The organism is Streptomyces sp. WAC07094 (assembly GCF_036320405.1).
GTDB classification, from domain to species: Bacteria; Actinomycetota; Actinomycetes; order Streptomycetales; family Streptomycetaceae; genus Streptomyces; species Streptomyces lannensis.
On record NZ_JAVMJZ010000001.1, the window covers coordinates 6,254,377 to 6,275,698 of the forward strand.

Annotated in this window: 19 protein-coding genes; 13 read left to right on the forward strand and 6 right to left on the reverse strand. The window is 72.1% G+C overall.

Features of this window, described 5'->3' with window-relative positions; all coding sequences use genetic code 11:
- Positions 1 to 349 precede the first annotated feature (349 nt).
- Positions 350 to 3,076, forward strand: coding sequence for a DNA polymerase I (gene polA / locus RCR19_RS27665; RefSeq protein ID WP_331267590.1), 2,727 nt, complete (start codon positions 350 to 352; stop codon positions 3,074 to 3,076).
- Between the two features lie 303 nt (positions 3,077 to 3,379).
- On the forward strand, positions 3,380 to 3,847 hold the full coding sequence (locus RCR19_RS27670) for a hypothetical protein (RefSeq protein WP_331267591.1): 468 nt from the start codon (positions 3,380 to 3,382) through the stop codon (positions 3,845 to 3,847).
- Here RCR19_RS27670 and RCR19_RS27675 read toward each other — a convergent pair.
- Positions 3,771 to 4,628, reverse strand: coding sequence for a DUF4184 family protein (locus tag RCR19_RS27675; RefSeq protein WP_331267592.1), 858 nt, complete (start codon positions 4,626 to 4,628; stop codon positions 3,771 to 3,773). The two genes, RCR19_RS27670 and RCR19_RS27675, sit on opposite strands and share 77 nt — an antisense overlap.
- A 272-nt stretch (positions 4,629 to 4,900) precedes the next feature.
- On the opposite strand from RCR19_RS27675, the gene RCR19_RS27680 reads away from it, so the two are divergent.
- The 3 genes from RCR19_RS27680 (at position 4,901) to RCR19_RS27690 (ending at position 7,936) form a co-directional block, all read left to right on the forward strand.
- Positions 4,901 to 6,595 (forward strand): lytic transglycosylase domain-containing protein, encoded by a 1,695-nt coding sequence (locus RCR19_RS27680; RefSeq protein WP_331267593.1) that lies wholly within the window; start codon positions 4,901 to 4,903, stop codon positions 6,593 to 6,595.
- A gap of 143 nt (positions 6,596 to 6,738) precedes the next feature.
- Positions 6,739 to 6,873, forward strand: a complete 135-nt coding sequence (locus tag RCR19_RS27685; RefSeq protein WP_331267594.1) for an SPW_0924 family protein — start codon at positions 6,739 to 6,741, stop codon at positions 6,871 to 6,873.
- 70 nt (positions 6,874 to 6,943) lie between these two features.
- Entirely contained in the window at positions 6,944 to 7,936 is a 993-nt protein-coding gene (locus tag RCR19_RS27690; RefSeq protein ID WP_331267595.1) for a DUF3068 domain-containing protein, read from the forward strand.
- Here RCR19_RS27690 and hrpB read toward each other — a convergent pair.
- The 3 genes from hrpB to RCR19_RS27705 all read right to left on the reverse strand — a co-directional run bounded on the left by hrpB (position 7,926) and on the right by RCR19_RS27705 (position 11,788).
- Positions 7,926 to 10,439, reverse strand: coding sequence for an ATP-dependent helicase HrpB (gene hrpB, locus RCR19_RS27695; RefSeq protein ID WP_331267596.1), 2,514 nt, complete (start codon positions 10,437 to 10,439; stop codon positions 7,926 to 7,928). The genes RCR19_RS27690 and hrpB overlap by 11 nt on opposite strands.
- Before the next feature lie 25 nt (positions 10,440 to 10,464).
- A complete protein-coding gene (locus tag RCR19_RS27700) occupies positions 10,465 to 10,797 on the reverse strand; it encodes a hypothetical protein (RefSeq protein ID WP_331267597.1) in 333 nt (110 codons plus the stop codon).
- A 130-nt stretch (positions 10,798 to 10,927) separates the two neighbouring features.
- Positions 10,928 to 11,788, reverse strand: a complete 861-nt coding sequence (locus RCR19_RS27705; RefSeq protein WP_331267598.1) for a class I SAM-dependent methyltransferase — start codon at positions 11,786 to 11,788, stop codon at positions 10,928 to 10,930.
- Between the two features lie 351 nt (positions 11,789 to 12,139).
- On the opposite strand from RCR19_RS27705, the gene rpsA reads away from it, so the two are divergent.
- The 5 genes from rpsA to RCR19_RS27730 all read left to right on the forward strand — a co-directional run bounded on the left by rpsA (position 12,140) and on the right by RCR19_RS27730 (position 17,611).
- Positions 12,140 to 13,630: a 30S ribosomal protein S1 gene (gene rpsA / locus RCR19_RS27710; RefSeq protein ID WP_059133144.1), complete on the forward strand. Its 1,491-nt coding sequence runs from the start codon at positions 12,140 to 12,142 to the stop codon at positions 13,628 to 13,630.
- Positions 13,631 to 13,838: 208 nt separating this feature from the next.
- Positions 13,839 to 15,455 (forward strand): flavin monoamine oxidase family protein, encoded by a 1,617-nt coding sequence (locus RCR19_RS27715; protein ID WP_331267599.1) that lies wholly within the window; start codon positions 13,839 to 13,841, stop codon positions 15,453 to 15,455.
- Between the two features lie 125 nt (positions 15,456 to 15,580).
- Entirely contained in the window at positions 15,581 to 16,519 is a 939-nt protein-coding gene (locus RCR19_RS27720) for a PAC2 family protein (RefSeq protein WP_220294469.1), read from the forward strand.
- A gap of 52 nt (positions 16,520 to 16,571) precedes the next feature.
- Positions 16,572 to 17,180, forward strand: coding sequence for a dephospho-CoA kinase (gene coaE, locus RCR19_RS27725; RefSeq protein WP_331267600.1), 609 nt, complete (start codon positions 16,572 to 16,574; stop codon positions 17,178 to 17,180).
- Positions 17,181 to 17,230: 50 nt separating this feature from the next.
- Positions 17,231 to 17,611, forward strand: a complete 381-nt coding sequence (locus tag RCR19_RS27730) for a tetratricopeptide repeat protein (RefSeq protein ID WP_059133140.1) — start codon at positions 17,231 to 17,233, stop codon at positions 17,609 to 17,611.
- Positions 17,612 to 17,671: 60 nt separating this feature from the next.
- Here the strand turns inward: RCR19_RS27730 and RCR19_RS27735 are convergent, their stop codons facing one another.
- Positions 17,672 to 17,935, reverse strand: coding sequence for a DUF6343 family protein (locus tag RCR19_RS27735; RefSeq protein ID WP_331267601.1), 264 nt, complete (start codon positions 17,933 to 17,935; stop codon positions 17,672 to 17,674).
- Positions 17,936 to 18,053: 118 nt separating this feature from the next.
- Between RCR19_RS27735 and RCR19_RS27740 the strand changes: the two genes are divergently transcribed.
- The 3 genes from RCR19_RS27740 to RCR19_RS27750 all read left to right on the forward strand — a co-directional run bounded on the left by RCR19_RS27740 (position 18,054) and on the right by RCR19_RS27750 (position 20,389).
- Entirely contained in the window at positions 18,054 to 19,040 is a 987-nt protein-coding gene (locus tag RCR19_RS27740; RefSeq protein WP_331269574.1) for an acyltransferase domain-containing protein, read from the forward strand.
- 93 nt (positions 19,041 to 19,133) lie between these two features.
- Entirely contained in the window at positions 19,134 to 19,838 is a 705-nt protein-coding gene (locus tag RCR19_RS27745; protein WP_331267602.1) for a class I SAM-dependent methyltransferase, read from the forward strand.
- A gap of 101 nt (positions 19,839 to 19,939) precedes the next feature.
- Positions 19,940 to 20,389, forward strand: a complete 450-nt coding sequence (locus RCR19_RS27750; protein WP_331267603.1) for a DoxX family protein — start codon at positions 19,940 to 19,942, stop codon at positions 20,387 to 20,389.
- A 117-nt stretch (positions 20,390 to 20,506) separates the two neighbouring features.
- Here RCR19_RS27750 and RCR19_RS27755 read toward each other — a convergent pair whose 3' ends face one another.
- Positions 20,507 to 21,058 carry an RNA-binding S4 domain-containing protein gene (locus RCR19_RS27755; protein ID WP_331269575.1) on the reverse strand — a complete coding sequence of 184 codons (552 nt, stop codon included), beginning with the start codon at positions 21,056 to 21,058 and terminating at the stop codon, positions 20,507 to 20,509.
- Between the last annotated feature and the right edge of the window lie 264 nt (positions 21,059 to 21,322).

Genomic DNA, 21,322 nt, shown 5'->3' on the forward strand with positions numbered 1-21,322 from the left:
GGTCGCGGGGAGGGCGGGCCCGCGCACGGCGGGTCATGGGGTGCGATTCCGCGGTGCTCCGTGACGTTGTGCGGCCGTGTGACCGTGTGTCGCCGCCCCGACCCCACGGGCACCAACCGATCCGTCCCGGCGTGCGACCGGTGCGGCCGCCCGATGCGACGGGGCGGCCGCCCGCCGCGACCGGGCAGCGGCCCGGCGGGGGTGCCGTTCGGCCACGCACGACCGCGTCGGGCCGGGACCGGTCCCCGTACCGCGACGGGGCGGCCTGCACCCGGGACGCGGCGCTCGCCGGACCGGAGGCGTCCGCGGGCGGGTCCGAGTGTCAGCGGGGCGTGGCAGGATCGGGTGCGTGGCAGAAACAGCATCGAAGAAGACCGAGAAGACCTCCGGCGGCGGCCGTCCGCGGCTGATGCTCATGGACGGGCACTCACTGGCCTACCGCGCGTTCTTCGCGCTGCCCGCGGAGAACTTCACGACCGCGACCGGCCAGCCGACGAACGCGATCTACGGCTTCGCGTCGATGCTGGCGAACACGCTGCGCGACGAGGCGCCCACGCACTTCGCGGTGGCGTTCGACGTGTCGCGCAAGACCTGGCGCTCCGAGGAGTTCACGGAGTACAAGGCGAACCGCTCGAAGACCCCGGACGAGTTCAAGGGCCAGGTCGAGCTGATCGGCGAGCTGCTGGACACGATGCACGCCCCGCGCTTCGCCGTCGAGGGGTACGAGGCGGACGACGTGATCGCCACGCTCGCCACCCAGGCCGAGGCCGAGGGCTTCGAGGTGCTGATCGTCACCGGCGACCGCGACTCCTTCCAGCTGGTCACCGAGAACATCACGGTGCTGTACCCGACGAAGGGCGTCTCGGAGCTGACCCGGTTCACTCCTGAGAAGGTCTTCGAGAAGTACGGGCTGACGCCCGCGCAGTACCCGGACTTCGCGGCGCTGCGCGGTGACCCTTCGGACAACCTCCCGGGAATCCCCGGCGTCGGCGAGAAGACGGCCGCGAAGTGGATCAACCAGTTCGGCTCGTTCGCGGAGCTGGTGGAGCGCGTGGAGGAGGTCAAGGGCAAGGCCGGGCAGAACCTGCGCGACCACCTGGAGTCGGTGAAGCTCAACCGCCGCCTCACCGAGCTGGAGCGGGGCGTGGCGCTGGAGAAGGCGGTCACCGACCTGGAGCGCGCGCCGTACGACCGCAAGTCCGTCGCGATGGTCCTCGACACCCTGGAGATCAGGAACCCCTCGCTGCGCGAGCGGCTCTTCGCCGTCGACCCCGGCGCCGAGGAGGCCGAGGCGACCCCGGTCGCGGCCGGCGGTGTCGAACTGGACGGCTCGGTCCTGGGCGCGGGCGAGCTGAAGCCGTGGCTCGACCGGCACGCCGGGCAGCCGCTCGGCGTGGCCACGGTCGACTCGTGGGCCCTCGGCGCCGGAGCGGTCGCGGAGATCGCGCTGGCCGCGGCCGACGGGGCGGCGGCCTGGTTCGACCCGGCGCAACTGGACGAGGAGGACGAGAAGGCGTTCGCGGCCTGGCTCGCCGACCCGGCCGGCCCCAAGGTGCTGCACAGCGCCAAGGGTGCGATGCGGGTCTTCCCCGAGCACGGCTGGACCCTGCGGGGTGTGGCCATGGACACGGCGCTCGCCGCGTACCTCGTCAAGCCGGGCCGTCGCTCCTTCGCGCTGGACGCGCTGTCGCTGGAGTATCTGGGCCGCGAGCTGGAGCCGGCCGCGACGGCAGACGGGCAGCTCGCCTTCGGCACGGACGACGGCGCCGAGGCCGAGGCGCTGATGATCCAGGCCCGCACGATCCTCGACCTCGGCCGGGCCTTCGAGGAGAAGCTGAGCGAGGTCGGCGCCGCGGACCTGCTGCGCGACATGGAGCTGCCCGTCTCGGCGCTGCTGGCGCGCATGGAGCGGCACGGCATCGCCGCGGACCGCACGCATCTGGAGGCCATGGAGCAGCTGTTCGCGGGCGCCGTCCAGCAGGCGGTGAAGGAGGCGCACGCGGCGGCCGGGCACGAGTTCAACCTGGGCTCGCCCAAGCAGCTCCAGGAGGTCCTCTTCGGTGAACTGGCCCTGCCCAGGACCAAGAAGACCAAGACGGGCTACACGACGGACGCGGACGCCCTGGCCTGGCTCGCCGCCCAGACGGACAACGAACTACCGGTGATCATGCTGCGTCACCGTGAGCAGGCCAAGCTGCGCGTCACGGTCGAGGGCCTGATCAAGACGATCGCCGCGGACGGCCGGATCCACACCACGTTCAACCAGACGGTCGCGGCGACCGGCCGGCTGTCGTCGACGGACCCGAACCTGCAGAACATCCCCGTGCGCACGGACGAGGGCCGGGCGATCCGCCGCGGCTTCGTCGTCGGCGAGGGCTTCGAGTCGCTGATGACGGCGGACTACAGCCAGATCGAACTGCGGGTGATGGCGCACCTGTCCGAGGACGAGGGCCTGATCCAGGCGTTCACCTCCGGCGAGGACCTGCACACCACGGTCGCCTCCCAGGTGTTCGGCGTGGGCCGCGACGGGGTGGACGCGGAGATGCGGCGCAAGATCAAGGCGATGTCCTACGGCCTGGCGTACGGTCTGTCGGCGTTCGGCCTGTCCCAGCAGCTGAACATCGAGGCGGCGGAGGCCCGTGGCCTGATGGACACGTACTTCGAGCGGTTCGGCGGGGTACGGGAGTATCTGCGCCGTGTCGTCGACGAGGCGAGGGCCACCGGGTACACGGAGACCCTCTTCGGGCGCCGCCGCTACCTGCCCGACCTGAACAGCGACAACCGCCAGCGCCGGGAGACGGCGGAGCGGATGGCTCTGAACGCCCCGATCCAGGGCACGGCCGCGGACATCGTCAAGATCGCCATGCTGAAGGTGGACAGCGCGCTGCAGGACGCCGGCCTCAAGTCCCGCATGCTCCTCCAGGTGCACGACGAAATCGTGCTGGAGATCGCTCCGGGCGAGCGTGCCCCGGTGGAGGAGGTCGTCCGCCGCGAAATGGCGGACGCGGTCCGTCTCAGGGCGCCCCTCGATGTGTCCGTGGGATCCGGTGAGGACTGGGAGTCGGCGGCGCACTAGCCACCGACCGGGCCCCGCGAGCGGCCGGGGCCGGGACCCGGCCTGGGCCGGCGGCCCCGACGGCACGGAACAGCCGGCCGGGGCCGTGTTCCGGCCGGCCGCCGGGGCCCGCCCACCGCCGCGGTGGACGACCCCGGAGGTGATCCGGCGGTGCGCAGGTCGGGGTCGGTGGACGTGCCGGTCCAGGGTCGATGGGTGCGCCGCGTCCGGGCCGGTGGACGTCCCGGGACGCCCGCCCCGGCCCCTCACTCCCGTGGCCCCCGCCAAGCGGCGCCCGCGCCCGCTCGGGCGTAAGGATGCCCCATGGGTATACGTGCGCTTCCCCGCCGGGCGGCGATCCGAGGGGCCTTCGTATGCGCCGCTCTGCTGCACCCGACCGCGGCCCGCGCGCCCGGCGCGAGCACCGCACGTCTGCCCCGACCAGGCCTCGCCGAGCGCGCCGCCGCGTTCACCACCAGGGTGTCGGAGGGCATCCGGATCGTCCGCACGGCGATCGGCTCCTGTCCCGGAGCCCCCGTGGGACCGCCGGGTGACACCGGCCCGGCCTGTGACCACGCGGCCCGCCGCCCCGGGCCGCCCGAGCAGGACGCGGCCGGCTCGCGCCTGCGGGCCGTCCTCGCCGTGGCCCGGGACCTGCTGCGGGCACTCGCCGCCGCCCGCCGTTCCCGTGTCGCCCCCGGACCCGGCGAGCCGGTCAGCGGGACACCGGGCGGGCCCGCTCCCTACGAGCCGCTGCCCGGTCGGCAGGGCCCGGACGACGACGCGCCCTGACCATCACCGTGTAGAGCGCCAGCCCGACGACGAGACCCGCGCCCGCGCCGAAGCAGACCGCAGGGATCAACTCCCACGGCTTCGCCGTCGCACCCCAGTAGGCCCACCACCGTGAGGCCCGCTGTGCGGCCCCGGCCGCCGCACACCCACCGATGACCGCTCCCGCGAGCCACCGGTCGGCCCAGGACAGCGCGGGCACCCGCGACAGCGCGGAGGGGTCGGCCGGCACCCGACGCAGCGCGACGGCCACGAAGACCGCGATCATCACCGCCGCGACCGCCGAACTCCCGTACTGCAGGTACCAGTACAGCGGGGCATCCGCGATCTGCCGCCCCAGCACGGGGAACAGCCGCACCCCCCAGCGGTCGTGATGGGTGAACGCGTCCCACACGACATGCGTCAGCGCGCCCAGCACGGCGGAGACGTACCACCGCAGAGCCACGGGAAACGAGAGCCCTCGCCGCCGTGTGCCACAGCGCACCAGCGCCGCGATCCGCCCCTGCCGAGCCGGCGGCAGCAGCGCCACCAGCGGTTCCCGCAGGGCCAGCCACGCCCCCACCAGAACCCACGCGATGAGCACATCGACCGTGAACACCCCGGCGAAGGAATGGGTGACGTCACCGAACTCCATTCCCCCGGACACCGCGCTCGCCGCGTAATAGGTCAAGTCGGGCGCGAACGAGCCCGCGACGAGGACCGCGGGCACCAGCCGTCCGCGGCCCGACCCGTCGGCCCGCACGGCGGGCAGCACCGCCGCCGCATGACTGAGAGTGAACGGCACGTGCGGCCCCCCGCGGCAGTCGTCGCCCGGGTACAACCACCCGGTGATCACGGACGTCCAGTATGAGGTACGCATGAAACGGGTGGGGCGCTCCGTCCTGCTCGTACGCCCCGCCGAACCGGACGTGACCAACTGGTGAAAACCGGGCGCCAACGGGTGTCCGGGCGACTCAAGTTGTCGTAGGGTCACATGGTCACCGCGCCGGGCGCGTGGTCGAATGCACACAACGCGATCGAACGTCCGTGGGGTCGTCGACGGGAGGGGTTCACTCAATGGCGGCGCATTTCGGCCGACGGCTGCGCAAGGGGGCGGCAACCACCGCTGTGGCCGCGGTCGCGGTCGCGGCTCTGGCGGCGTCCCAGGCTCCCGGTGTGGCCACCGAGGACCAGGGCAAGCAGCCCACCGGGGCCCAGGCCACGTCAGAGGCCGTCGACGGCGGAAGCAGCGACGGCTCGGCGACCGGCAACGGCGGCTACTTCACCGACCTCCCGCCGCTCAACAGCCCCACCGCGTCGCCCAGCCCGAGCGCCGGAGCGGCCACCGGGGTCACCGGGGTCTCGGAGGCGGGCATACCCGCCACCGTCCTCGACGCCTACAAGCAGGCGGCCGCCGAAGTCCGCGAGTCGAAGCCGGGCTGCAATCTGCCCTGGCAACTCCTCGCCGCCATCGGCAAGGTGGAATCCGGCCAGGCCCGTGGCGGCCGGGTCGACGCCGACGGGACGACGTACTCGAAGATCCTCGGCCCCGTCCTCGACGGCAACGGCTTCGCGCACATCACGGACACCGACAACGGTGTCTACGACGGCGACAGCCGCTACGACCGCGCGGTCGGGCCCATGCAGTTCATCCCCTCGACATGGGCGTGGGCGGGCCGCGACGGCAACGGCGACGGAGTCGAGGACCCGAACAACGTCTACGACGCCGCCCTCGCCGCCGCGCACTACCTCTGCCGCTTCGACCGCGACCTCGGGGTCCAGTCCGACATGAACGCGGCGATACTCGGCTACAACAACTCGCAGGACTACCTCGACACCGTTCTGTCCTGGTACGAGTACTACCTCAAGGGCACCCACTCGATCCCGGACGGCAGCGGCACACTGCCCTCGCACCGCAGCGACGACAAGCCCGGTACCCACCCGAAGCCGAGGAAGACCGACGACGCCCCCGGCAAGCCGGGCAAGGGGAGCTCCACCGGCCCGAGTCCGTCCCTTCCGGGCAAGCCGAAGCCCCCGTCGACGTCGCCGACCCCGACCGACACCGTCGACCACCTGGCGGACGGCGGGACCGGGACGCTCTCCGCCATGACGGGCGACACGTTCGGCCAGAAGATCGTGGTGAAGGCCGTGACGAAGGCGGGCAAGGCCGTGCCGAAGGTCCGGGTGCGCTTCACGATCAGCGGTGACACGGACTCCACCTTCGCGGGCGGCGAGCGCGTGGCGGCCGTCGTCACCGACAGCGCGGGCAAGGCCACCGCGCCCGCGCTCGTGGCGGGCGCGAGGACGGGCGACTTCAAGGTCAGCGCCGTCGTCGCGGGCCGCACGGTCACCGGTGTCGACTTCCCGGTGACCGTCACCGAACGCCAGGCGGACGCCGTTGCCCGTACCGGTGACACCCCCCTCACCTGCACCCCCGGTGGCGAGTTCGCGGACCAGGTCGAGGTGAAGGCCACCTACAAGGGGGCCGTCGCGGACGGTGTCGCGGCCACCGCGACCCTCGTCAAGTCGGCCGACGACCCGACCGAGAACGACAAGGGCCCCTACTTCAAGGACGCGGACGGCAAGACCGTGCGCACCCTCACGGGCCTGACGACCGACGCGGACGGTCTGCTGAAGCTCCCGAAGCTCTACGCCGACGACACGGCCGGCACCTTCCTGCTTCGCGTCACCACCGCGGGCGGGGCCACCGTGACGATCGAACTGGACGTGGCGGCGGCCACCTCCACCCCGTCGGCCAGTCCCAGCGCATAGGCTCAGGTCGTACCTATGAGGGCGGCGCCCCACCGGACCGGTGGGGCGCCGCCCTCATAGGCACGACCTGTTCTCATCTCGCGCGACCGTTGCTACGGTGCCGGACCTGACGATGTATCAGCTACGGTCGCGGGGAGGCCCGTATGCGCGCACTCATCGCGGCGGGGATCGGTCTCGCCGCCGCGCTCGCCCTGGTGTTCACACTGACCGCCCTGGGCGCGCCCACCGGGAAGACGTCGCCGAAACCGCTGCTGACGACGGTCCCCGGCCATCCATGACGCGCGGGACCGGGAGCCGGGTCGCACGCGCCCGGACAGCCGCACCCGCACGCACAGGGAGGACGACGAGATGCGCCGCAAGGCCGGCTTGATCCTGCTCGCCCTCGCCGTGTTCTGCACGGCGCTGTCCCCACTGCTGCGCTGGTACGCCTTTCCGCGGCTGGCCGAGGTCCCGGCGAACCAGTACCAGGACATGGTCCTTCAGGCGAGGAACGCCACCCTTCTCGACTACGGCACCATGACGTCCCGCACGGTCCCCCAGGTCACCATCGTGCAGACCCTGAAGGGCGATGTGGAGGCCGGGAAGAAGATCGAGAAGTCGGCCGGGCGGGACGTGGTGGTCTGGGACGGCCTGTCCTATGTGCAGGGTCCCGACGGCAAGATGGTCTCCCGGATCCCCGAGCGCTACATCTTCGACGCGCACACCCAGGAACCCGTGCACGCGACCGGCGAGTCGGTCGACGGCGATCCCGTCCGCCGCGACGGCATCGAGTTCAAGTGGCCGTTCCTGACGCAGAAGAGGGACTACGAGTACTTCGACGCGCAGGCACGCATCACGGCGCCCATCCACTACAAGGGCACACAGACCTTCCGGGGCGTGAAGGTCTACTACTTCGAGCAGACCATCCCCTGGACGAAGGTCCCCTTCCCCAAGGCCATGCCCGTCCGGGGCATCACCGCCGAATCGGTCGCGAAGACCGGCACGACGCGCTGGTACACCACGGTCCGCAGGTTCTGGGTGGAGCCCGTGACCGGCGCGCCCGTCTACGGCGAGGAGATGCACAAGGAGGAACTGCGCGGCGGCACGCTCCTCGGAGGCCGCGCCAAGGTCACGGCGTTCGCGGGCCATGTGAAGATGCGCGAGGACTACATCAGGTCGACGGTCGCCCTCGTCAAGCACAACCGCACGCTCGTGCTGATGCTGACGTCCCGTCTGCCGTGGGGCTTCCTCGCCCTCGGCGTCTGCCTGCTGTCGCTGTCCCTCCTGGTCGAGGCCCGCGGCCGGCGCCCGGGGGAGGCCGCGCCCGGCAGGGCGCGGGAGCCCGACCCGGTCACCGCCTGAGCCGCGCGTTGGTGTGCCGGGTCGGTTCCGCACCGGCCGGGTCCTCCGGCCAGGGGTGCTTGGGGTAGCGGCCCCGCAGTTCCGCCCGTACGGCGCGGTAGCCGTCCCGCCAGAAGGAGGCGAGGTCCGCGGTGACCGCGGCCGGGCGCCCGGCGGGGGAGAGCAGATGCACCAGCACGGGGACCCCGGCGATCTCCGGTGAGTCCTGCAGCCCGAACATCTCCTGCAACTTCACGGCCAGGACGGGCCGCTCGGGGTCCGCGTAGTCGACGCGTATCGCGGACCCGCTCGGGACGGCGATCCGTTCGGGGGCGAGCTCGTCGAGCCGGGCGGCCTCACCGGTGGCCCAGGGCAGCAGCCGGGCGAGGGCCCCCGCGGCGTCGATCCGCGCGAGATCGGCGCGTCGCCGCGCGCGGCTCAGCTCGGGCTCGAGCCATTCGTCCACGCGCACGTGGAGCGCGTCGTCGGTGACCTCCGGCCAGGGCGCACCCAGGTGCAGCCGCACAAAGGCGAGACGCTGCCGCAGCAGCAGGGCGCCCGGCGACCAGTGCAGCAGCCCGAACCCCTCCTGCCGCAGCCCTTCGAGCAGGGCATCCCGCACCAGGGCCGGGGCGGTCTCCCGCAGGGGCCGCACCGTCAGCTCGACCGCCCCGAGCCGCTCGACATGCCGGGCGACGACGTCCCCGCCGGTCCAGTGCACCTCGTCGTCCGTGGTGTGCAGAGCGGCGGCGGCGCGCCGGGCCACGTGCTCGTCCACCACCGCGGCGTGCCGTACGCGTGCGTGCCCCGCTTGGAGGGGCCGGTCGGCGACGGCCACGGCGAGCCACGGCGCGCCGCGCAGATGCGAGCCGGCCGCCGGCTCGGCACGCGTGCCGTTCACCATCAGGAACGAGCCGCCGTCGGCCCGGGCGAGCCGCTCGGGGAAGGCGAGTGCGGCGACAAGACCGGCCGCGCGGTCGTCCTGCGCGCTCGTCGCGCCGCCCGTGTCCGGCCGCCGCGGTGCGTCCGCCGCGGCCCGCAGCCGGCGCGCCTCCTCCCGCCAGCGTGCCGCGTACGCGTCACCTCCGCGGCGCGCCGTCCGCCACGCCGCCGCCAGGTCGTCCCCGTACTCCCGCGGCGGCTCCTCGCTCAGCAGGGCGACCACCTCGGCGGCCCGCTCCGGACCGACCTCCGGGGCGGCGTCCAGCAGTGCCCGGGCGAGCCGCGGATGCAGACCGAGCCGGGACATCCGCGCGCCCCGATCCGTGGCCCGCCCCTCGGGATCCACGGCGCCGATGGCCGCCAGGACCGACCTCGCCGCCGCCATCGCCCCGCTCGGGGGCGGATCCAGCAGCGCGAGCCCGGAGGCGTCCGGATCGCCCCAGCAGGCCGCCTGCAACGCGAAGGCCGTCAGATCTGCCAGCCGGATCTCCGGGGCGGGGAAACGGGGGAGCCGTGTGTCCTCCGCCTCGGACCAGCACCGGTACACCCGGCCCGGGGCCTCGCGCCCCGCCCGGCCCGCGCGCTGTCCGCCCGTGGCCTGCGAGGCCCGTACCGTCGTCAGCGCACTCAGCCCGCGCGCGTGGTCCACTCGCGGTTCCCGGGCGAGTCCGCAGTCCACGACCACCCGTACCCCGGGCACGGTCAGCGACGACTCCGCGACGGCGGTCGCCAGCACCACCCGCCGCCCGGTTCCGGGGGACAGCACGGCGTCCTGCACGGCGGCCGGTGCCCGCCCGTGCACCTGGAGCACCTCGATGTCGCCCAGGTCGCCCAGTTGCCCCGCCACGCGCGCGATCTCACCCACGCCGGGCAGGAAGCACAGCACGTCGCCTTCGCACTCCGCGAGTGCCCGCCGCACCAGCGACGCGACATGGGCGAGCAGCGCCGGGTCCACGCGCAGCCCGTGCGGCGGCCGCAGGGGGCGCGCGGGAGGCGCCCACACCACCTCGACGGGGTACGACAGGCCCTCCGCCTCGACCACCGGAGCCCCGCCCAGCAGCCCGGCCCAGCCTTGCGCGTCCGTCGTCGCGGAGGCGGCCACCAGCCGCAGCTCCGGCCGCAGCGTCTCCCGGACGTCCAGCAGGAACGCGGCGACCGTGTCGGCGTCCAGGTGCCGCTCGTGGCACTCGTCCAGCACGACGACGTCGACGCCCGCCAATTCCTGGTCGCGTTGCAGCCGCTGCAGCAGCACTCCGGTCGTGACGACCTCCACGCGCGTGTGCCGCCCCACCACCCGTTCGCCGCGCACGGTGTGGCCGACGCTGTCCCCGGCCTTCTCGCCGAGCAGCCACGCCATCCGCCGTGCCGCGGCGCGCGCGGCGATCCGCCGCGGCTCCGCGACCACGACGCGGCGCGCCGGGCCGTCGCCGACGAGTCCGGCGAGGACCAGCGGCACGAGCGTCGTCTTCCCGGTGCCGGGCGGCGCGCACAGCACCGCCGCGCCGTGGCCGTCCAGTGCGTCCCGGAGCGCGGGGACGGCGGAGCGCACGGGCAGACGGTCGAGAGCGTCGTGGCGGATCACCGCACCAGTGTTCCAGGCGGGCGCGTCAGGGGAGGAAGACGTGCTCGCAGCGGCGGCAGAACAGCTTTCTGCGCCATTCGGCGCGTCGCCTCGCGGTCTGGGCCGCCTTGTCGCGCAGCGACACCAGCCAGACGCCTCCGCCCGCCACCCCGACGTACCCCAGCCATGCCTCGGAGACCAGCAGGGCGCAGCCCACGGTCAGCAGCCCGACGGGTCCGGCCCACCGCTCGTCGTCCAGCGAGGGGCGGGCGAGGTGCGGCGCCGCGGCCCGCCCCTGCGGCGGCAGGGCACTCCAGTGGGCGCGGAGCCTCGTGATCCTGTCGCTCCGCTCGCAGACCGGGCAGATGTGCATGCGCATACCCCCACCACGCATGGCGCCGCACGCCGCAGCCCCGAGGGCGACGTGTCGACATGTCGTTTGTGCCCTGCCCGCGACGCGGGCATACGCGAACGGCCGCCCTCGTCGCGGATTGGCCGGAACCGCCCGCTCAGCCCCGCTCGCACACGAATATCGCCGTCCCCGGGATCAGACCGCCGCGCAGCGGCGACCAGCCGCCCCACTCCGAGGTGTTCCAGGCGGGCCATTCCGGCTCCACCAGATCGACGAGCCGGAAACCGGACGCCGTGATGTCCCGCACCCGGTCGCCGAGCGTGCGGTGATGCTCCACGTACACCGCACGGCCCTCGTCGTCCTGCTCCACGTACGGCGTGCGGTCGAAGTACGAGGCGGACACCGACAGACCCTCGGGCCCCGGCTCGTCCGGGAACGCCCAGCGGATCGGGTGGGTCACGGAGAACACGAAACGGCCGCCGGGACGCAGCACCCGGTGCACCTCCCGCAGGACCAGGACGGGGTCCGCGACGAACGGCAGCGCCCCGTAGGCGGAACACGCCAGGTCGAAGGAGGCGTCCCGGAAGGGCAGGACGGCGGCGTCGGCCTGGACCAGGGGGACGGAGCCGCCGATGCGCAGGGCGTGCTGGAGCTGCCGGTGCGAGAGGTCGAGCGCCACCGGGCGCGCGCCCTGGCAGGCCAGCCAGCGCGAGCACTGCGCAGCGCCGGCGCCGATCTCCAGGATGTCCTTGCCCTTGAGGTCGTCCGGTCGGCCGAGCAGTTCGGCCTCGACCTCGTCGAGGCCCTCGGGGCACCACACGAAGCGGTCGTCGCCGAGGAACGTGCCGTGTTCGATCTGGTATTCGTCCGCGTTCCGGTCCCACCAGCCCCGGTTGGCCCGGGCGCTCTCGGTGACACCCGCCGTGCGTCGGGTGGCTTCCGGCTCGAACTGTTCGGGCTCTTGGATGATCGGCTCCCTCGTCGTACTCTTCCGTCCAACCCGCCGCCGCGGTGTCATCGGCGATGCGTCTCCGGCCCGTGTGACCTGGTGGCGTAGCCCGGTACACGCCCGTGTCGCGTGGGGATTGTGCCGGGAATGCGGCTATCTGCCCCGGGTGTGCGCCTTCGCGCATTGACCCTGTCCGGCTGCCCCCGTATGCTACAAGTTGCGCTGCGGGCCTGCGCGCCTCAGACGGAGCAGGCTGCGCTCGCATCTGTTGTATGTCCCCTCGGTTCTCGAGGCGCCACCGGGCACCCGGTGTCCTTAATGGTGGCGCTTCCTTGGCTGTCCGGCTTCTGCAGAGCGAAACGGGCTCCCGGCGTAAGCAGTGCCTACGACTTCAATGTCCGTACCGGAGCCCTTTCCCACATGACGAGCAGCACCGAGACCACCGCCACCACCCCGCAGGTAGCGGTCAACGACATCGGTAACGAGGAAGCCTTCCTCGCCGCGATCGACGAGACGATCAAGTACTTCAACGACGGCGACATCGTCGACGGCGTCATCGTGAAGGTCGACCGGGACGAGGTCCTGCTCGACATCGGTTACAAGACCGAAGGTGTCATCCCGAGCCGTGAGCTCTCGATCAAGCACGACGTCGACCCGAACGAGGTCGTTGCCGTCGGCGACGAGATCGAGGCCCTGGTCCTCCAGAAGGAGGACAAGGAAGGCCGCCTGATCCTCTCGAAGAAGCGCGCCCAGTACGAGCGTGCCTGGGGCACCATCGAGAAGATCAAGGAAGAGGACGGCATCGTCACCGGTACCGTCATCGAGGTCGTCAAGGGTGGTCTCATCCTCGACATCGGCCTCCGCGGCTTCCTCCCGGCCTCGCTGGTCGAGATGCGCCGTGTCCGCGACCTCCAGCCGTACGTCGGCAAGGAGCTCGAGGCGAAGATCATCGAGCTGGACAAGAACCGCAACAACGTGGTCCTGTCCCGCCGTGCCTGGCTGGAGCAGACCCAGTCCGAGGTCCGCCAGACGTTCCTCACGACCCTCCAGAAGGGTCAGGTCCGCTCCGGTGTGGTCTCCTCGATCGTCAACTTCGGTGCCTTCGTGGACCTGGGTGGCGTCGACGGTCTGGTCCACGTCTCCGAGCTGTCCTGGAAGCACATCGACCACCCGTCCGAGGTCGTCGAGGTGGGCCAGGAGGTCACCGTCGAGGTCCTCGACGTCGACATGGACCGCGAGCGTGTCTCCCTGTCGCTGAAGGCGACCCAGGAAGACCCGTGGCAGCAGTTCGCCCGCACCCACCAGATCGGCCAGGTCGTGCCCGGTAAGGTCACGAAGCTGGTTCCGTTCGGTGCGTTCGTCCGCGTGGACGAGGGCATCGAGGGTCTGGTCCACATCTCCGAGCTGGCCGAGCGCCACGTGGAGATCCCGGAGCAGGTCGTCCAGGTCAACGACGAGATCTTCGTCAAGGTCATCGACATCGACCTCGAGCGCCGTCGCATCAGCCTCTCGCTGAAGCAGGCCAACGAGTCCTTCGGTGCCGACCCGGCCTCGGTCGAGTTCGACCCGACCCTGTACGGTATGGCCGCGTCCTACGACGACCAGGGCAACTACATTTACCCCGAGGGCTTCGACCCCGAGACCAACGACTGGCTCGAGGGCTACGAGAAGCAGCGCGAGGAGTGGGAGCGCCAGTACGCCGAGGCGCAGCAGCGCTTCGAGCAGCACCAGCAGCAGGTCATCAAGTCCCGCGAGGCGGACGCCGCCGCTGCCGCCGAGGGTGGCGAGGCCGCCGCTCCGGCCGCGACCGGCGGTTCGTACTCCTCCGAGGGCAGCGACACCTCCGGTGCGCTCGCCTCGGACGAGGCGCTTGCCGCTCTGCGCGAGAAGCTGGCCGGCGGCCAGAGCTGACGCTCACCGCTGAGGCTGCCTAGCCGATAGCCGAGGGCCCGCACCCGTTCAGGGTGCGGGCCCTCGGTGCAGGCGTCCGCCCGATCGCCGGACGGGCCGTACTGGACTCTGCAGAAACGTGTGGGTTACACCGGCAACCGATGGGCCGTAACCGCCCAGTGCCAGGCTTCCCCGGTCTTCGTTCAAGATCGGAAGGGGAGCCCATTCCATGGCACAGCCTCAGCACGGGTCGGGAACGAGTCGGCGGGCGTTCCTGAGGAACGTCGGTCTCACCGGCGGCGCCGGAGCCATGTTCGCCACCATGGGGGCGCTCGGCCTCGCCCCCACCGCCGCCTACGCGGCCGAGAAGGAGGCGCCGTTCCAGGCGCCCCGCCGCAGCGACTTCACCCTCCAGGGGCGATCCGGCAGACCCGCCGAGGTCGTCGTCATCGGAGCCGGCATCGCCGGTCTCACCTGCGCGTACGAGCTGGGCAAGGCCGGCTACGACTGTACGGTCCTCGAAGCCCGCGACCGCGTCGGCGGCCGCAACCTCACCGTCCGCGGGGGTGACAGCCTCACGGACATCAACGGTGTCGAGCAGACGGCCCGCTTCAGCAAGGGCCAGTACATGAACGCGGGCCCCGCCCGGCTCGCCCAGTGGATGGTCACCCTCGACTACTGCCGTGAACTGGGCGTGCCCATCGAGGTGTTCACCAACTCCAACGCCAGTGCCCTCATCTACAACCCGGGCAGAGGCATGACGGCACCGGTCCGGTACCGGACCGCGAAGGCCGACGTCTACGGCTATGTCTCCGAACTGCTGTCCAAGGCCACCAACGCCGGCGCCCTCGACGGCGAGTTGACGGCCGACGACAAGGAGCGGCTGCTCACCTTCCTCAAGAGCTACGGCTCCCTCGGTGCCGACTACACGTACGCGGGAACCGAGCACCGCGGCTTCACCGTCGATCCGGGCGCCTCCGGCACCCCAGGCGACGAACTCGGCGGTGTCCCCTCCCTGTCCGAGGTCTTCGCCTCCAACGTGGGCCGCTACTTCTCCTTCGAGTTCGGCTACGACCAGGCGATGCTGATGTTCCAGCCGGTCGGCGGCATGGACCGGATACCCGAGGCCTTCGCCCGTGCCATCGGCCAGGAGCGGATCCGGACGGGCGCGGCGGTCACCGACATCAACAACACCGGTGACGGTGTCCGTGTCAGCTACACCCAGCACGGCCGCACCCGGGTGGTCAGGGCCGACTACTGCGTCGCCACCCTGGCCCCGCACCTGCTCGCGAGGACCCCCCACAACCTCGGTCCCGAGGTGCAGACCGCGCTCCTCGCGGTGAAGCCCTCCTACGCCTCGAAGATCGGCCTCGAGTACAGGAGCCGCTGGTGGGAGAAGGACTTCAGGATCTTCGGTGGCATCACCGAGACCGACATGGACCTGGACCACATCTGGTACCCCTCCTACGGCCATCTCGGCGACCGCGGTCTGATCATCGGCTACTACAACACGGGTGCCCACTCCGAGGTGTACTCGGCGCTCACCCCGGCCGAACGCCTGGAACGCGCAGTGGCCCAGGGCGTCATGATCCACGGAGACAAGTACCGCACCGAACTGGCCGCCTCCTTCTCCCACCAGTGGAAGCTCGTCCCACATCTCGAGGGCGCCTGGCACTCCATGCCCGGCGGCCCCGACGCCCCGGCGTACGCACCGCTCAACAAGCCGCAGGGCAACGTGTACTTCGCCGGTGACTACCTGAGCTACCTGGACGCCTGGCAGCACGGGGCGATCTCCTCGGCGCGCAAGGTCGTCACGGAACTGCACCAGCGCGTCCTCGCCTCCTGAGCCGACCCGCCGCCGCGGCGATCCGGCCCGGCCGGAGCGCCATGGCGTGACGATCCCGGGGGATACGGGAATGCCCGTGTCCCCCGGGGCGTTGACCACGGCGAACACGAGGAGGAGCGGTCTACGTGCTTGATCCGCAGGGTTTGTACGCATGGGAGCCGAAGGGCCTGGCCGTCGTCGACATGGCGCTCGCCCAGGAGTCGGCCGGATTGGTCATGCTCTACCACTTCGACGGCTACATCGACGCGGGTGAGACCGGCGACCAGATCGTCGACCGGCTCCTCGACTCGCTGCCCCACCAGGTCGTTGCCCGCTTCGACCACGACCGGCTCGTCGACTACCGCGCCCGCCGTCCGCTGCTCACCTTCAAGCGCGACCGCTGGGCCGGCTACGAGGAGCCCTCGATCGAGGTGCGCCTCGTCCAGGACGCCACCGGAGCGCCCTTCCTGCTGCTGTCGGGTCCCGAGCCCGACGTCGAGTGGGAGCGCTTCGCCGCCGCCGTGCGGCAGATCGTGGAGCGGCTCGGGGTCCGTCTGTCCGTGAGCTTCCACGGGATCCCCATGGGCGTGCCGCACACCCGACCGGTGGGCCTCACCCCGCACGGCAACCGCACCGACCTGGTTCCGGGGCACAGCAGCCCGTTCGACGAGGCGCAGGTGCCCGGCAGCGCCGAGTCCCTGCTCGAGTACCGGCTGATGCAGGCGGGCCACGACGTCCTGGGCGTCGCGGCCCATGTGCCCCACTACATCGCCCGCTCTCCCTACCCGGACGCCGCGCTGACGGTCCTGGAGGCCATCACCGCCGCGACCGGGCTGGTCCTGCCGACCGTCGCGCACACCCTGCGCACGGACGCCTACCGCACGCAGACGGAGATCGACCGGCAGATCCAGGAGGGCGACGAGGAACTGGTCGCGCTCGTGCAGGGCCTCGAGCACCAGTACGACGCCGCGGCGGGGGCCGAGACCCGCGGCAACATGCTCGCCGAGCCCGTCGAGATCCCGTCCGCGGACGAGATCGGGCAGGAATTCGAGCGCTTCCTGGCGGAACGCGAGGGCGACGGCTGAACGCGGAGACCTGTACTGCCGGCCGTCGGTGGCAGGCCGTAGGCTTCCGGTCATGCTGAAGGTGGGTCTGACCGGCGGTATCGGAGCCGGCAAGAGCGAGGTGTCGCGACTGCTCGTGGAGTGCGGGGCCGTGCTGATCGACGCGGACCGCATCGCGCGCGAGGTCGTCGCGCCCGGAACCCCGGGGCTGGCCGCGGTGGCCGACGCCTTCGGCGCGGGCGTCCTCGCGCCGGACGGAAGTCTGGACCGGCCCAAGCTCGGCTCCGTCGTGTTCGCCGACCCGGAGAAGCTCGCCGTCCTGAACGCGATCGTGCACCCCCTGGTGGGCGCCCGCTCCCGGGAGCTGGAGGCCGCCGCGCCCGAGGACGCCGTCGTCGTGCACGACGTCCCCCTCCTCGCCGAGAACGCGCTCGCCCCGCTGTACGACGTCGTGGTCGTCGTCGACGCGAGCCCCGCCACCCAGCTCGACCGGCTGGTCCGGCTGCGGGGCATGACCGAGGAGGACGCACGCGCGCGCATGGCCGCGCAGGCGACCCGGGACAAGCGTCTGGAGGTCGCGGACATCGTGATCGACAACGATGTGGATCTCCCTCGGCTGGAGCGGAGCGTAAGGGACGTATGGGTGGATCTCGTACGCAGGGCGCAACGCTCACAGGAATAGCGGTCACCATCGGGGGCGTTGAACCGGTGCAGTAAGGGAAGGACTTTGCCGTGCCCGAGAACAGCGATCCGACCGGACGTACTCCGGAGACACATGTGATCGACTTCCGCGCCGCCGAGCAGCTGCTCGCCGCGCGGGACCCGCGGGGCGCGGTGAAACTGCTCGACGGCGTGATCGCCGCTCATCCGGAGAACACCGCCGCGCGGCTGCTCCGTGCGCGTGCCTTCTTCGCCGCCGCGCAACTGCGTCCCGCCGAGCTGGAGTTCAGCATCGTGCTGGAGCGTGAGCCGGACAACGCCTTCGCGCACTTCGCGCTGGCCCGCACCTATGAGCGCCAGGCGCGGCCGGAGGAGGCGAAGCGGCACTTCCGGCTGGCGGCGGCCCTGGACCCGAACCCGCAGTACCTGAAGGCGGCACGCTTCGACTCCTAGCGGGCTCGCCGCCTTCGGCGAGTCGTCGCTCGGTGGGCGCCCGGGCCTCCCCCGGGCCCGCTACCGTCGGTGGTCCGGCGGGGTGTAGGGCGGGACGTCGCGGCCCGGCTGCCAGTGAGGGCCCTGGTGCATGTGGTGCAGGATCACGGCCAGGTCCACGGCGACGACCAGCCACAGGACACCGCACGCGGCCGCCCAGCCGGGCCGGCCCACCAGGGCGAAGGCGACCGTTCCGAAGGTCGCCCAGACCAGACCCCACAGGCTCAGCCAGAAGCGTGCCCGCAGCGCACTGCGCGCTGTCGCCGGCTCACTGCCCGTACGCATTCACATCACTACTCCCACGAGGACAAGTACCCTTCGTCGTGCACGTTCACCAGGGAACGGTGACCGGATCCCATGGATCGCGCGGAGCGCGGGACCGGTCCCCGGGGGAGGGGCGATGGTGCTGCTGAAGGCGCTGCGGGCGGATGCGAGGCTCGCCGAGTGGCTGAGGGATCTCGAGAGCGGGGAGGACGCTCCCCGGGAGGTCGTGCTGCCCCACGTGGACGAGTTGCCCGACGTCCTGCTCGATCTGTCGGTGCCCCACGAGGACATCAACGACCTCGTCGCGCTCCGGGGCCGGCTGGCGCAGGACGACGAGGCGATGGCCCTGCTGGCGCGGTGCGCCGCCCGGTTCGTGCGCGACATGGGGGAGATCGGGAAGGGCTGGGAGCCCCCGGCGTTCCCGGAGTCGGCGGGACCGCTCGGGCGGCTCTTCCATGTGTACGTCTTCGTCGCGGCTCTGCCGCATGTGCGCGCCTACCACCGTGGGCGCGGCGTCCCGGAGGACGTCTCCCGCCGTACGCTCGCCGACCTCGGCCGGCAGATGGCCGTGCACCGTCGGCGGCGTGGCACGGGCGGGCTGCTGTTTCCGTGGTGGACGGCGCTGTACTTCCACGGGGAGCTGTTCCAGCTGGGACGGCTGCAGTATCAGCGCGCTCGGCTCGGGCAGCGCACGGGGGAGGCGGTCGCGGCCTCCGGCGGGAGACAGGGGCCGGGGGACCCGTGTCTGAGCGTGCACATACCCGACTTCCGCGGCCCGCTCACGCCCTCCGCCTGCGAGCGGTCGCTGGCACTCGCCCGTGCCTTCTTCGCCGAGCACTTCCCCGAGGAGCCGTACGAGATCGCGGTATGCCACTCCTGGCTGCTGGACCCGCAGCTCAAGCACCATCTCCCGGCGGACTCGAACATCATCCGTTTCCAGGACCGCTTCGAGCTCACGCACCAGGAGACGACACCGGACGACGGCGTGCCGGTCGGGTTCGTCTTCGGCGACCCCGAACTGCCGGTGGCGGACCTGCCGCGACGGAGCAGCGTCGAGCGGGCCGTGGTGGACCATCTGAGGGCGGGCGGGCACTGGTACGGGGGGCACGGCTGGTTCGTGCTCTGACCGGCCCGGTCATGCGTTCCATCCCCGAACGTTCACTCTATCGAGTGAGGGGGTTGAGGGAACGGGGCGCGCGGCGCGGTCCGTTGGACGGGCATGAAGGTGACGATGCGGGACGGTTACGGGGGCACGGGCCCGGGCGCGATCACACCCGACGGCTGCGCGGTCGAGCTGTACTCACGGCTGCCCATCGGGGACGAGCCGAACATCATCGCCGCGGCGGTGCCCGCGGGCGCGCACATCCTGGAGCTGGGCAGCGGGGTCGGCCGGATGACCCATCCGCTGCTGGAGCGCGGCTTCAGGGTCACGGCGGTGGACGAGTCGCCGGAGATGCTGGAGCGAGTGCGTGGCGCGCGTACGCTCCGCAGTCCGATCGAGGCCCTCGAGCTGGACGAGACGTTCGACGTGGTGATGCTCGCCTCGTTCCTGGTGCACGCCGGGGACGTGGAGGTGCGGCGGGGACTGCTGAGGGCGTGCGTCCGGCATGTGGCGCCCGGCGGGTGTGTGCTGATCCAGCGCGAGGGGGAGGACTACCACACCGACACGCCACGTGAGCGTGTCGATCCGAGCGGCTTCACCGTGCGGATCGTGTCCTCGCAGCCGGTCGGTGACGGAGTCAACTCGGTGCGCGCGGAGTACCAGTTCCCCGACGCGGCCTGGACGCAGACCTTCCTGGCCCGGCCACTGAGCAGAGAGGTCTTCGAGGAGGCGCTCGAAGAGGCCGGGCTGAGGGTGGACCGGTATCTGACCGAGGACCGGACATGGGTGCGGGCGGTGCCGGTGGACGCGGCAGGCGGATGAGGTCTCAGGGAAGCACGACGGGCGGACGGCGATGAGTTGAGGCAAGCACACGGGTCTACCTCTGTGACAGCAACGAGCACCTGATCACCGAGGAGCACTCCATGTCCGGGACCAGCGCACCCCGTGCCGCTTCCACCGTCCCCTCCACGGACCACGGGCGCAGCCGCGGCCGGCGTGCCGAGATCTCCCTGTACGGACTGCAGATCGCGCTCGCGCTCTTCTACGCAGTCGCGAGCGCGCTGCCCAAACTGATCGCGCATCCGTCGGCCGCCGAGTCCTTCGACAGGATCGGCTGGGGGAGCACGGGGATGTACATCATCGGCGCACTGGAACTGGCCGGGGCGATCGCGCTGCTGATCCCGGTGCTGTCGTCGGTCGCGGCGGCGGCGCTGTCCGCGCTGATGGTAGGTGCCTTCATCGTGCAGCTCACGGTCTTCGACGGGCAGAACGCCGCCACCCCGCTGATCCTGCTCGTCCCGTTGATCCTGATCGCCTGGGCCCGCCGCCACCGCGCGGCCGAGCTGCTCCGTCCCGTACGACACGGGGCATGACCGCCCCGAGCCGGCGGCCGCTCATCTGCCGGTGCGAGAGGGACATCCGGGCCGGACCGCCCCCGGCACGGCCCGCCGCCCCGCTCCCTGCTGCGGTCCACGCTCCGTGGCCCGCTCTCACAGCCCTTCGGCGCCGCCCTGGTCGTCCGCCCTGCCGCGGCCTTCGGACGGGCGCCGGCCGGCCGATCGGTTCTGCGACCGGCCCTGGCCCTGTGCCCGCAGAGCCTCGGCGAAGCCGCCGGGCGCCGCTCCGAGGCCGCGAAGGCGTTCCATCTCGCGGCGGTCGCGCTTGGTGGGGCGCCCCGCGCCGCGGTCACGGATGCCGGCCGGGGCCACCGCCTCGCGGGGCGGCGGGGGCGGGCTGTTGTCGATGTAGCACTGGACGGCCACCGGGGCTCCGACCCGTTTGCGGATCAGCTGCCTGACGACGACGACCCGCTCCCGGCCCTCGTGCCGCAGGCGCACCTCGTCGCCGACGCGTACGGCGTACGCGGGCTTCACACGGTCACCGTTCACCCGCACATGGCCGCCCTTGCAGGCGTCGGCGCCGATCGAGCGGGTCTTCACGAGCCGCACGGACCAGATCCAGCTGTCGATGCGCACGCTCTCGCCGTTGGACGGCCCGGCCGCCTTCGCGGCCGCCACCGCGGCGGCGGTCTTCGCGTCCATCGCCTGCCCGTCCGCGGCGCCGGGACCCGTGTCCTCCGGGCCCGACGCGTCGGACGCACGGCTCGTCCCGCTCGTGCCGGTGTCCCGCCGGTCCTCCGCCCCGCGGTCCGGGCCGACCCCGGACTCCCGGTCCGCGACCGTCCGGCCCGTCCTGTCGTCGTCCGCACGTACAGAAGCCATGGTCCCGACCTTAGTCCCCTGCGCTGCGTGGACCGCACGGCATTTCCGAACGGGGCGCCCCGGGCCCGGGCCCGTACCGGCACG